The sequence below is a fragment of the Paraburkholderia sp. BR10882 genome, from assembly GCF_040948855.1.
Classification (GTDB): Bacteria; Pseudomonadota; Gammaproteobacteria; order Burkholderiales; family Burkholderiaceae; genus Paraburkholderia; species Paraburkholderia nodosa_A.
Genome location: NZ_JBFPKP010000029.1, coordinates 1 through 12367, shown reverse-complemented (window position 1 = coordinate 12367; position 12367 = coordinate 1). Strand labels below are relative to the sequence as shown.

Annotated in this window: 9 protein-coding genes; 4 read left to right on the top strand and 5 right to left on the bottom strand. The window is 58.7% G+C overall.

The annotated features are described in order from the left end of the window. Nucleotides 1-399 precede the first annotated feature (399 nt). Together AB3X99_RS37465 and AB3X99_RS37460 are read left to right on the top strand one after the other, a co-directional pair. Nucleotides 400-777 (top strand): hypothetical protein, encoded by a 378-nt coding sequence (locus AB3X99_RS37465; RefSeq protein WP_368619844.1) that lies wholly within the window; start codon nucleotides 400-402, stop codon nucleotides 775-777. 845 nt (nucleotides 778-1622) lie between these two features. Further along, nucleotides 1623-2672, top strand: a complete 1050-nt coding sequence (locus tag AB3X99_RS37460) for a GSU2403 family nucleotidyltransferase fold protein (protein ID WP_368619843.1) — start codon at nucleotides 1623-1625, stop codon at nucleotides 2670-2672. A gap of 264 nt (nucleotides 2673-2936) precedes the next feature. On the opposite strand, the gene AB3X99_RS37455 is transcribed toward AB3X99_RS37460, so the two are convergent. The 5 genes from AB3X99_RS37455 to AB3X99_RS37435 are packed head-to-tail and all read right to left on the bottom strand — an operon-like array spanning nucleotide 2937 to nucleotide 9004. Next, nucleotides 2937-3224 (bottom strand): PAAR domain-containing protein, encoded by a 288-nt coding sequence (locus AB3X99_RS37455; RefSeq protein ID WP_368619842.1) that lies wholly within the window; start codon nucleotides 3222-3224, stop codon nucleotides 2937-2939. A gap of 48 nt (nucleotides 3225-3272) precedes the next feature. Then, nucleotides 3273-3911 (bottom strand): hypothetical protein, encoded by a 639-nt coding sequence (locus AB3X99_RS37450; protein ID WP_368619841.1) that lies wholly within the window; start codon nucleotides 3909-3911, stop codon nucleotides 3273-3275. Further along, nucleotides 3908-6250, bottom strand: a complete 2343-nt coding sequence (locus AB3X99_RS37445; protein ID WP_368619840.1) for a hypothetical protein — start codon at nucleotides 6248-6250, stop codon at nucleotides 3908-3910. The genes AB3X99_RS37450 and AB3X99_RS37445 overlap by 4 nt, the downstream gene beginning before the upstream one ends. Before the next feature lie 46 nt (nucleotides 6251-6296). After that, complete coding sequence (locus AB3X99_RS37440; RefSeq protein WP_368619839.1) at nucleotides 6297-8822, bottom strand: type VI secretion system Vgr family protein; 2526 nt, start codon at nucleotides 8820-8822, stop codon at nucleotides 6297-6299. Continuing rightward, entirely contained in the window at nucleotides 8813-9004 is a 192-nt protein-coding gene (locus tag AB3X99_RS37435; RefSeq protein ID WP_368619838.1) for a hypothetical protein, read from the bottom strand. Before AB3X99_RS37435 ends, AB3X99_RS37440 begins: the two co-directional genes overlap by 10 nt. Nucleotides 9005-10000: 996 nt before the next feature. Here AB3X99_RS37435 and AB3X99_RS37430 point away from each other — a divergent pair. Further along, nucleotides 10001-11200 carry a transglycosylase SLT domain-containing protein gene (locus AB3X99_RS37430; protein ID WP_368619837.1) on the top strand — a complete coding sequence of 400 codons (1200 nt, stop codon included), beginning with the start codon at nucleotides 10001-10003 and terminating at the stop codon, nucleotides 11198-11200. A 779-nt stretch (nucleotides 11201-11979) separates the two neighbouring features. Continuing rightward, on the top strand, nucleotides 11980-12231 hold the full coding sequence (locus AB3X99_RS37425; protein ID WP_368619836.1) for an H-NS histone family protein: 252 nt from the start codon (nucleotides 11980-11982) through the stop codon (nucleotides 12229-12231). Nucleotides 12232-12367 lie beyond the last annotated feature (136 nt).

Below are 12367 nucleotides of genomic sequence, written 5' to 3'. Positions count from 1 at the left end.
TCACACTGCGTCCTGGGATCCGGCATTTCAACAGTTTCGCGTCGGCGAGCGGGCGAATGACTCGTCGCTAACCTACGCGGACGTTTCTACGGGCGCGCGACAGGCCAAAGCCCGGCACGTGCGCGTGCGTTTAGCGGAACAGGGAAGAAGAACTCACTGCATGTTGTGAAACCGGTGTGGACCGACCATACTTCCCTGTAGCGGAATGCTGGAGTCGCATATTTTAAGGCCTGTCCCGTAGGCCAGGACTCCCAAAGTCGACGCTGTTATCCGACGCGCCGTTGCGCGACTTGCGCTGCCCGTCGTGTCCTGCTCCGCGGGTGGAACTGCGGTCGCAGGCGGCCAGGCTGGTGCGCTTCGCTCTAATGGGAACACGCGGTTGAGCCGGCCCGAACCGCAATGCTGATCCAGTATTGGATGATTATCTCCAGCATCGTTGCGCGGCGCACCATGGCATCTACACTGCGCCGGACATCTTCGCGCTTTGGAGAGATGCATCCCTCCGTTCCGGACCGTGGACGCGCCGACCACGTTGGCGTGCCGCTTTGTCACCCAGGCTGCGGCGCCGCGCTGCGTGTGCCGGTCCTTGACGGAGACGGTCATGCAAGGGCCATCGAAAAGCTGGCGCCGGGCAATGCAGCGCGTCACTTGCGCGGCGTCTTTTTTCTGCAGGCCTCGATCGTCAGGGCATTGAAAATTGTCAAACAATTGACGGGATTCCAGCCTGGCCATCTCGTGGACGGCGATTCGCTAGCGCTCACGTCAGTCGCGGGATGAATGGACAGCGCAATACGGAGTGGATGGTGCAGGACACGACTCTTCAGGAACGCGAACCTGCACGAATGGGCCTGTACGGCCAGCTCGCGCGGCTGGAGCGCCGCTTCGCAGTAACCGTAAGCCGCAGGAGGGCAGCGATGACGACGTTGATACGTAGATACTTCGTGTGCGTCAACGGACACGACGGCGAAGAGGTGGCGTGCGATGACGATGAACCGTACTCTTCTCAGTGGGACTCGATTCGCACGACCGGACTGGTGAACAACGGCAGGGACTCGCACGGATACGCCTCTTATACATGCAAGACGTGCGGCGAGCTCATGTCGGAAACCGGGAAAAGGTGATTGATAGAAAGCCAGAGTCGTGGCTCGACGTTCTGCATGGACGTGCGCGATCGACTGCCGCAACCGGAATTTGAAAAACGTAAGTTTGCGTCATTCTCTTCATCAATCGGCTAACAGGCTTCGAAGTCCTGCATCTGGTGAGACCCGATGCCCGCGCACAGGCATCGGGTGGCCCTCGGCGTGCTAAAGCACGCGGACGGGGCCACAGACGTTGGCCCAGCGATGCGCCGGAACATGAATTCGAGACGTCGGCGATTCGTCAGCCGGTGCGGGGTGAGAAGTCCGACAATGAGGTCGCGGACCGGGCATGGCCCGAACAGATCCTAACCGATGCGCCCGGTACCGCCGGGTAACCTTGTACCGTTCGCCTGGGGTATCGGACAGGCGAGGGATTGGTGGCCTGAGGGATTCTAGGTTGATTGCAGTAATTCTTATAAAATTACTGCAATCACGAACGTACCTTTTGCAGTAAAATCCAACAAATTACTGCAATTCTTTGGCATGCACGGACTTCCTCTTTACCAGCGACACGATCAGGCATTTTGCTCCCAGTACGCGAACGTCGAGCAGGCGGCCGCCAGCCAGGGGCGGGTTCTCGTGGGTGCGCCGGGCACGATCACCGAGCACCATCGCGGGAACGCTGTCTACTACTATCGGCAGTTCATGAACGCGGAGGGCAAGCGGCAGCAGGAGAGTCTTGGCGGACCCAAGGGCGATCCGGCGGCCGAGGAGCGCGTCGCTGCGGTGATGGCACAGATCGAGCAGTCCAAAGACCTCATCAGCCGCATTCGGGAGCTCGCGAAGCTCGGCTTCCAGATTGCCGACAACAAGACCTACGCGACCATGGCGGTCCTCCACAATTACGGACTTTTCGAGGCCGGCGCGGTGCTCGTGGGCTCTCACGCGTACGCGGTTCTGCTCAATAGCCTTGGCATCAAGGCGCTTGCCTACGAGACCGAGGACATCGATATCGCGCGCGCCCGCCAGCTCGCGCTACAGGGTGTGCCGTCGGGTGGCCTGCTCGAAATCCTGAAAGAAACCGGAATCGACTTCGTGCCGGTGCCGGGGTTCAACAGGGGCGATCCGTCCACGTCGTACAAGCAGGCGGGGCGGACGCGTTTTCACGTCGATCTGCTTGTGCCTTCGAAGGACAACACATTTCCGACCGTCGCTGTTCCAGAGCTCGGTGCGCATGCGAGCGGCATGCCTTATCTCGCCTACCTGCTCGGCCAGTCCCACATGGGCACGCTGCTTTCAAGGCACGGCGCGGTGCCGGTTCGTGTGCCGGACCCCGCACGCTTCGCGATCCACAAGATCCTCGTTTCACGCTTGCGCACCAACATGCTGGTCAAGTCGCAGAAAGATATCCAGCAGGCGTGCGTGATGCTCGCGATGCTCGGCGAGCACAGAAGCGGCGATATCGAGCTCGCCTGCTCGAATCTCCCGAGATCTGCGCGCCCGATGGTTCGCCGTGCGCTGCCCGATGTCCGCACCATGCTCGAGGCTCACGAGGGAGCGCTATTCGAATTTGAGGAGAGCATTGGCGCCTGACAGGCCATGTCGTGCTCCGACTGGCCCGGAATTCCGTATGATCAACCGCGGCCGGAATGCGCCGCGCACTCCGCGAAGGCGACGGAGAAGACTTGCCCCGAGCTGGGAGGAAACGTGGTGGTTCGTGCGTCGGAACTGATACTGGCTGAACATGCCGCACCATTTCTCATCCAGCAGCGTGAAACCTTCGGCCGCTAGATAGGCGCGAATCCTTGGAATGCGATCATCAACAGGTGTCGTACTGACCGCGCGCGCTCCCGGTTGTCAGGCATCGACCGACATCGACCGTTGCGAAGCAACGAGCTTCGGCGGCGGCTCGCACTTGCAGATGCAAAGATCGTCGCTCAACGCGGCGTGCCGCCCATCGGGTGCAGTCATTACCTGACGCGGACCATCGCACCTGATCTTGCCCGTCGTGTTGCACGCGGGGCATTGCACGTCGTCTCCCTCGTGGGCGACATCGCGGGCCACGAACTGGATCGTCATCGGCGCGGCTATGACCGTTCCGTTCGCAGTGGTCTTGTCACCGTTGAGTATCAGAAAACGTTGCATAGTTTAAGTTCGCGCGGGGGCTGTCCCCGCTCGCAGCCAGCATTTGTTTTAATGAGCTTTAAAGAGCGATTCGCATCCGTCTTCGCGAATGACCTTCTGCTTGCGCTCCAAATCCCAAACGCCTGGATAGGAGTCGTCGCCGCACAACATGCTACCGTCCGCACTCACGTAGCGGCCATCGGGTGAGATACGCCCAAGCGAGGACTCGTCATAGCTAAACGACTCCTTTTCGACTCTCGATTTCCCTTTTGCCACGCCATACATCCCGGGAAAATCGGCAACTGGGCGCGTGCTACCCAGATGGGCGACAGTCGCTGTATAGGTTTCGGGAGTCGTGCTCACGACATCAAGCGCAAGGTAGAGATTCTTGGCCGTATTGACGTCTGCCACGGCACCGACCTTCGCCGGAATGCGTCTTACCGCTGTAACGCCGCCGGCGCATGCGACGAGCGAGTCGACCGGCACATATTCAACGCTTCCAAGGATTACGACTGTCTTGTTCCAGTTAAACAACGGCGCGGCGTCATTCATTTTTGGCTCGATCCGGCATTGTTTTTCAGCATGCTGCGAATCGATGAGAACAATCGTGCCAGTAGACGCGACATAGCGAACGGAGTCGAGGTCCTGCGCGTGTACATTGAGCGTGGCGGCCGTCAGTGCGGCAACAGCGAATCCCGGGATTTTCAATTCAGCACCTTCAGGGCGGCGAGTGTGTCGCTATAGCGAGCATCGGCGGCAAGTCCCTTGCCATTGATGGCCTTGCTAACAATCAGTGAATTATTCTTCAAAGCATCGACTTGCGCGTGTGAGACCGGGATTTTGGGCGAACCCTTGTCGATCGCTTCCTTGATGTCGGAACGAATGTAAGCGACAAAGAAGCCACCACTGTCTATGCAGTTGAATGGGCTCGATATCACGCGGTCTGGGTCTTCGATCGGCGCGGGACGCTTGGTCATTTGTTCAGGCTGGTGCTGCTTGTATGCGTGATCCGTCCACCAACTTGCGTCGAAATCGGTTTTTTTCAGCCAGCCTCGATAGACCCAGTATTCGGCGTAATTCGAGCGGCCTGTAAGTTGCTTGAATCCACGGCCGCGATACTTCTGCGCGTCGACGTCTCCAACATTACCGAGCATCCAGCTATATGAGCCAGCGTAGACCGTACCGAGACTGTTAACCTTATCGCTACTGAAAAAGCTGTCGGATTCGCCGGCATCGCGTCCGTACCAATGCCCGAGTTGCGCCTCTGAGACTTCAGATTTGGGATTCTTTCGGCCGTTCAACATACTGGCCTCCTGCATACTCATAAGGCTGCCTGATTCGACTGCACCTTGTCCGAGGAAGTGTGCCTGGCGCAGTGGCGTCGTGAAGACGTACTTCTGCATTACCTGATTGAGCGCTGTGCGATAGCGCTCGCGCGTCGCCTCCGGCGTCCTCGGATAGATGCGAGCGAGCGTGCGCTTGTCGATCCAACCACATTTTCGCATCCAGGTGATGAACTCGATTGGATGAAAATGCCACAGCTTCGAAGGCAAACCGAGCGCGGCGGTGCTCCACCATTGCAGCGCAAGCGCATGTGCCTTGAATTGCGCGTATTGGTCTCGGGTCATGGCGGCACGAGGAGAGTTGTCGCCCCACGTGCCGTCCTTGAGCAGGAAATCATACGTCTGGTCGAAGGACGCGTCTTCCCACTCCGTTTGAAACTCGCAGACGAGGCGGCGCAGCTTGTTTCGCACCGCAGCATCGTTGAGCTTCGCGCGCGCCGCGTCGTCGGTGATTTCGGCGCTGTCTTGAGTGCGTAACAGGTCGAGCACGGCTTTTGCGTCGCAACGGCCATCCGAGGTTGAGGCGGTACCCTTGGCACCCTGCGGGACGCGTTGCCAACCTAAAAATGCGGGGAAGTCCGCATCCGAGAGCTTGACTACCCCCGCAACGTTTAAATTGACATAGCCCTTTTTGTCTGTGTCCCAGGCGATATATTTCCAGTTTGCAGCGTCGGCTGGATCGAGCGCGTCTTCGCCGACGACTCTGCCATATCGTACTAATTCGTAGGCCGCGCTTTGGGAAGCAGGAGCGATCAGTTTGCTTAGCGCGCTCATTTCGTATTCGTATTGCGCGTCGCGTTCGGTCGCCTCGCCGACCGCGCTGCCGCCCTCGGTGAAACTGGCTGTCGAATAGGTGCCGTTCAGGAAGGCGATTCGCACGCATAGCGTCTTGTCTGTTGTGCCAATCTGCCTCGGCGTGGACTGCGCTGGTGCCGGGTCTTGAAAAGGTTGCGCATGCAGCGCAGCCGGGTCTGGATGCGTGTGAGTGTGGTGCGCGGCGGCTACAAGAGCTTGAATGCGTTTGTGCTCGGCCTGATCATGCTTTTGCTTGCGCTGTTTCCACTTCTCATAGTCCAGCCTTGATTGCTCCGGCGAATGGTCGAACACTGCCGCGCCGGTCGGCACAATAAAGTGCATGTCGCCCCACAAATCGGGATCGCCTGAATTGTCTGCAGAAGAAAAAACCTTATAGGGCTGATCCGCTCGCTTGATCAGTGCGTCGACACCGTCTTGACTCGTGAAAATTTCGAAATGAATTGCCGGTACGCCCGCGATTTCACCACCCGTTCCGAGTACGTCCTTACGGTCGACTTCCTTTCCGAATTGGACCTTCACAGTTTTCAGGTGCATTGACACCGACCAGAATGTGACATGCGTATTTTTGCCCGTTTCCGCAGTGTGCTCGATGACAACGCAGCCGTTATCGGTCCAATCGTGTCCGCTGCCATAGTTTAGCGGATCGTTGCTGTTGGCGTTCTTCACAGCGGGCGTGCGGACAAAGACTACCTTGCCATCCGCTATGGCACGAATGGGTTCAGCGCCATAACGCAGATGCACGCCGCCATGCCAGCGCAAATGCGCGCTCAGTGGGTACGCGCCGGAGCCGTAGGCAGGATCGGGAAACCATGTGTCGGCATATTTCTTATCGCGCGCGGCGTCACCAATTTCCGCGTCCATCGACTGTATGGGATAACTGAGGATCATGAGTAAGGCCAAGTTCAAACTTGCGGCGCAGAAGGACGCCCGACATTTATTGAGAAAAGACGAATTTCCCGGGAAGTTTCAAGTCGCCAGTGGGCAACTGCGGCATTGGCCATGATTGCGAAGTCGGGCCGCTGAAGTTATGCTGAACGCCTTTGATATCGATCTTGCCGGGGGCGTGAATCTCAATGTTGCCGTCCTTGATCCGAATATAGGCGCCGCCCGACGTCAGCAGTATCTCTTTCGCGGCGGCGGCCTCAATATTCTCGGTCGCCGACAGGACCTTTACCGTTTTCTGGGCAGTAAGTTCGATGTTGTCAGAGTGCGCCTGTACTTCGACTTTGCCCTTCGCTGCAAACAGCTTCATCCCTGCGTTCTGCACGAACAGGCTGATCTTCTCCGCCACGCTCGCCACAAGCGACTTGCCGCTCGCGATAAACGTGCTCTGTCCGCTCACGAGATTGGTCTGCCGGTCGCTCGCGATGTGTACCGACTGCTGCGTCGAGAGGGCGATGCCGGACGGGCTGGCAATCAGTATCACAGGCTCCTTGAGCGCGTTTGCGTTGCCGGTGCCGCCGCCCGCAGTGTTGCCGCCCGACTGTGAGCCCTGTACGCTGCTCTGCGTCGCGTCGGTGAAGCTCTTCAGCGCATCGTGACCGGGACCGAGACTTTCCGCCTGATGCTGCTCGCTTGCCTGCGACAGCGCCTCAAACGTACCTTCGGAGCTGATGAGCTGCTGCAGCGCTTCGCGCACGTCCATCTGCTGGCTGTTCGCCTGCTTAGGGTGCGTCGTGACGTACATTCCTTGCGCGGCGCTCACCGCACCGTAGGAATCCGTCGTCAGCGCAAATCCGGCGCCCAGATATGAACCGCGCGTGTTGCCGCTCTGGTCGATCAGGTAGCCCAGGTGGAGCTGGCTATTCGCCGTACTGCTGAACAACCTTGCGCGATTCTGTCCGGTTGCATCGTCCAGCACCAACTCGTTATAGCCGGAGCCCGAGTACTCCTTCGACCGGTAACCCGACAGGATGCCGTTGCTGTGCCATTGCGGCTGGACACTTCCGTTGTAGACGCGATGGAGAACGGTAGGCCTGTCGCAGTCTCCACCGACGTACCCGATCAGCACTTCCTCGCCAACGCGCGGAACGTGGACGCTCCCGTAACCACCGCCCGTGTCCGATTGCGCGACTCTCACCCAGCACGACGCTCCCGCATCGCCCGAGTTCTGCCGGTCCCAGATGAACATCACCTTTACTCGGTTCAGTTCGTCCGTGTACACCTCTTCGCCAGACGGCCCCACGACTATGGCTGACTCCAGATGCATCTCTGGTTTCCTGTGCTCGAAGGGGCTTCGGTACGGAACTGTCACGCGTTGGGCCTCGACCTCGACGAGATAGAAACCGACAGAACCGTCCGCATGACTGACGGCTTCCCCCGTGTTCCCGGTTTTCGCCTGGGCCAGTTCGCCCTGCAGGCTATGCGGAAAACGCGCTTGCTGGTCCGACACCGGCAGGTTGTTCTCGATGTAGCGGCGCGCCTCGATAACCGCGAATTCGCGCTGGCTGGCCTGATCGAGGTCGTGCTCCGGATGGCCGCTCAGTTTGAAGCGGCGTCCGGCATCGATTCCACGAACGCCGCCGACTGCGAAGAACCGCTTTGCGCGCGACTCCCACTCTTCGAGGTGAATCTTCGACAGATGCTCGCCGCGGTCCTGGCTCAGGTACGTATACGCACCGGTATATTCATAGACTTCGGTCTGTTCGGGCAAGCCACCCTGACCCGCCATCGTCGGCAGCGATGTGCCTTTGGGATTGACGGCAGAGGAGGGCGCCTTGTAGTCGAACGTACGCGTCGCATACGACGTACTCTGAAGCGAACGGGCACCAGACCATTGCGTAAATGCATCCGTTTCACTGCCTGTGCCTGCCCGGTAAAACTTCACAGGATTCGGCGACACCTCGTCGAGCGAGTAAATGTCGTCGGTGACGACCAGCGTGTGCGATTTACCGTCTTCGGTCTGCCGCCAGAAGCCGAACAGGCCTTCCTCCTCCATCAGCCGATGGACAAAATTCCAGTCTGTCTCACTTTGGCGGCAATACGAGCGTTGGGGCAAGGGCTTCGAGAGGGCAAACTGGAATTGCCCCCGGGCCTGCGGATGCTGGTTGAAGACGTCGGTAATGATGGCGTCCGGAGTTTGATCCTGCCAGTACCGCATGTCGCTGCGGAATCGCAGGAAGTGCATCCATGACGCATAAATCAACTGGTAACTGGACAGGCTACCGTCTCCGCCAAGCCGCCGCGCTGTATGGATGAATCCATTGACCGGAAGGTAAGACTTGTCCGCCTGCTGAATCCACAGCGTCATCGGCTGCGCGATGAGCTTCTTGAGCTCGATGTCGCTGGCCGTGGATACCATATCGAGCGTGACGTGGAAGTCCCGGCCCAGCCCGGAATACGTCACCGCCCGGCGAGGCACAAGCGCATTGTCCGGTAACGCGGGAATATCCGTCTTGATCAGGCGGTCCTGCTGGATCAGGCCGCCACGGATCGCGTCAGCCAGGTCGGTCATGTCCATGCTTTTTCCATCTTCTTCGGTTGCACACTTGCGCTTGCAATGGTCTGCGCGCTGATCGCTTCGGCTGGACTGGGTCGCCGCAACGGCAGCCAGTCCTCGCCAACTGGCCTGTCGGGCTTGGCGAGACGATCGGCTTGCGCGTAGCCGGCGTTCAGCGCCTTGTCCAGTGCCCGGGAAGTCATGCGTTACCTCGTTCATGCTTGAATCACGTGCCCGGTCGCAGCAAAACCCAATAGCCGGAACCGCGTATTTTAGTCGGCGAGACAGGAAAATTTGACCGAAAAGTCTGTCAGCCGGTAAATAAGGTAAAGAGCTAAAAATCCTGCCCGATAGCGCGGAGATAATACCAAAACGACTGCCACATGACTGTATGTAATGGTGATTTTTAACAGTTACGTCATGGGCGCATCCGATTGATGCATGACGCATTTGGTTCGAGTCTAACCGGCCCGTGCGAACCAGGATATCGACGTGTCCATTTTGCGTCTTGTCGTCGGCATCCGGCTATTTCAGGTGGATTGGACGTTATAAATAATCCACCTGCATGGATAGCTACCCGCATTGGTATAAGCGGGACCGGAAACGCGATCTGCCTTCTGCCTTCGCTCGCGCGTAGCATTCGCCCAGCTCCCTTTCGGCTTCCCGGAACGTTTCGAGTTCGCGGCGGCCTTTGGTCGCGAAGTGCACGAAATATGCGCAATAGATTGCCTCGAACAGCTGCGCAAAACCCGTTGGGCTGCCATTTGCGCTTGCGATCTGATGGCAAGCCATGTGATGTTCTATTGATCTGCGCCGCGCCAGCGATGGCGCGATGGGCAATAGCATCTCGCGAGTCATCGATCGCCGGGGCTTCTGCGGCCGCCGCTTTGTCATGGGGAATACCGGAACGGAAAGGACGGCAACATTGTATCTACGGGTTTCGATTAATGTGATCAGCCGGCTCAGCAATGCGCTTGCAGATAATCCAGCCTGAACGCGGGATATGCATGGATCATGCTCCACCATTTAACAATCTCTATTGCTCTGAGTGGTTCAGTGCCTTCGTTCTTCGATAAAATCCGTGTCCGGGAATCGCATGCGAGCGTCAACTATTGAAGATGTCACGAGACCTTGGCTTTTCGATGGGTCGCATGCCGCGATTATCGCGGACTGCCGGATGGGCGTCGACCAATAAAATCATGCAGCGTCAAAAATCTGCCTTACACAACCAATATCTGCGCTTACGTCTGATACAGATCGCGATGTTGTCTGCGATACCTGCCATTTCCTATGCCGACTGCATAGACGATGCGGCGTCGTTTCAGCATGTGAACGTGGGTCTCATGCGTGCCATTGCGCAGGTCGAATCGGGTACGCAAACCCACGTTATTAACCGTAACAACGATGGCACGGTCGATATCGGCCTCATGCAGATCAACAGTTCGTGGCTGCCGCGGCTCGCTCGCGAAGGCATTTCGGAGCAGAGCCTGTTCGATCCGTGTACGAATGCCTATGTCGGCGCATGGATACTTTCGGAGAATATCCGGCAGTACGGCCCTACGTGGAGCGCGATCGGTGCCTATAACGCATCATCACCCGAGAAGCGGCTCGCCTATGCCCGAAAGGTGTACGCCACCGCGCAATCCATCGCCAGTTCGCCGGACTCGCCCATGCCCATCCTGCCGCCGTCGTATATCCCGCCAGGGACCTATAACCCGTTCGCAACCCTGCAGGTCAATCAGGTCAAGATGAGCGCCACGCATGGGGCACCCGCCGCGCCCGCTTCGGCATCCGCGGCGTCTGCCAATTCTTCGGCTACAGCCGGCTCCTATAACTTCAGTTGGGCCATAACGGGAGCGGACGCGGCTAAACCCGTGCAGGTGTTCGACGACGGGGCAAAAGTCTACGTCCAGTTTGGCGATTTGAAACGCGTGCCGGCGATCTTCGCGGATACGCCACGCGGTCGCGTCGTGCTGCGTTGGGAAGCGCAACCGCCCTATGCGGTCATTTCGTCGCCGGAGCGCAGGTTGATCTTCCAGATCGGCTCAGCTGAAGCGATGGCACAACAAACAGCGGTTGGCGCAGCAGGTAGAACGGCGACTGCGCAGACGCCGGCCACGGCAACACCGGTAGCCGGGGCGGTCGCGGCTTCGAAGCCCGATGCGACGCGCGAGGCATCCGGCGTATCGACGGACGCCCTCTGGTACGTCGCAACTTCGTCCACAGGCAAAGCAACTTCTGCGACTTTGCCTGCGTTGCAGGACACCGTGGGGACGCCTCAGGCTTTGCCTGCTACCGCACCGCGAGCGGCACAGAAGACAGACGTCAGCCAGACGCCGGCCCCCAGGCCACAAGCAGCCTCCCCCGGAACAAGCGCTCTGTGGTACGTCACCAAGTAACTGCCATATCAATTCATATACCTAATTAATTGCCCGGCAGCCGGCGAGTGCCAGATAGTTCAGTCACTTGCTGGATGGCTGACGCGCGATTTGTATGCTGAGCAGCTCAAGGATGTGAGTACGGATTCTGAAGTGATGACGGGTGGGTTGGATGGTGCCGATGGTGCTGCCGGTGCTTTGACTTCGATTTTGCCTTTGATTGGGACTCGGACGTCGGCTTCATGTGCGGATGCGGCTCGCCCTGGGGTAGCGGCTCTGTAGTCCGGCCTGCGGGCAGTGGCGCAGGAGAACTGGTACGTCCATGTTGCGGCGTGTCCTGGCCTTCGCCGAAGTGAAACGTCTGCGAGGTTTGTGCGCAGGCGGCAGCGGACAGCGACACTGCCATCAGTAACAGGTATTTCGAAAGCTTCATGCGCGTTCCCTTTGAGCGGACGCTTCAGGATAACGCAATGCGCCGCCAGCGCCGCCTTGTCCTGTTCATTGCTCGCGTGGTCGACCAGGTGTGCGCGGTGTTCAAAACTGCATAATGCGCCGCTTCAAGGGTCCGTCGTGTCCGCCGACCCTCGTAAAAAGCGCTAGACCGAACTGGCCGGGCGTCAGCCTCTCCTTGCAAAAGAGTATGAACGCTCGTCGTGAAACGGCCGCCGAATATTGCTCGTGATTTGCGAATTCGCGGCCACGGACCCAATGCCAGACTCGTCGATCAGCCGTCCCGATTCGGATCAATGCCGTGAGAAAGTCACTATCATGACCGCGAGGTGTCCATATGGGGGAAGTCCGTGGCAACGTACAAGGAACTGAAAGCACAACTTGACGAACTCAAGAGTCAGGCGGCCGCTATGCGGCAGCAGGAGTTCGACACGGTGCTTGCCGATATACGTGCGAAGGTCGCGGAGTTCGGATATACCGAGCGGGATATCTTCGGGAGCCGACGCGGCAGACCAAGGGTCGCGCACGGTCCACTGCCTGCGAAATATCGCGATCCTGCTACCGGTGCTACCTGGTCCGGGCGGGGACGGGCGCCGAACTAATGGAATGGACGCCCCCACCCGAAACGGCATCGGTGTGCCAAAGTGGAAGTGTCGAAGCTACCACTTAATCGAGGAGGGCGCCCAACATGAAGATTACGACGATTGGCATTGATTTGGCAAAAACCGTTTTTGCAAT

Coding starts and splice junctions, on each gene's coding strand:
- AB3X99_RS37445 (WP_368619840.1), bottom strand. CDS start 6,250: ATGATCCTCAGTTATCCCATACAGTCGATGGACGCGGAAATTGGTGAC.
- AB3X99_RS37440 (WP_368619839.1), bottom strand. CDS start 8,822: ATGGACATGACCGACCTGGCTGACGCGATCCGTGGCGGCCTGATCCAG.
- AB3X99_RS37430 (WP_368619837.1), top strand. CDS start 10,001: ATGCAGCGTCAAAAATCTGCCTTACACAACCAATATCTGCGCTTACGT.
- AB3X99_RS37455 (WP_368619842.1), bottom strand. CDS start 3,224: ATGCAACGTTTTCTGATACTCAACGGTGACAAGACCACTGCGAACGGA.
- AB3X99_RS37435 (WP_368619838.1), bottom strand. CDS start 9,004: ATGACTTCCCGGGCACTGGACAAGGCGCTGAACGCCGGCTACGCGCAA.
- AB3X99_RS37460 (WP_368619843.1), top strand. CDS start 1,623: ATGCACGGACTTCCTCTTTACCAGCGACACGATCAGGCATTTTGCTCC.
- AB3X99_RS37465 (WP_368619844.1), top strand. CDS start 400: ATGCTGATCCAGTATTGGATGATTATCTCCAGCATCGTTGCGCGGCGC.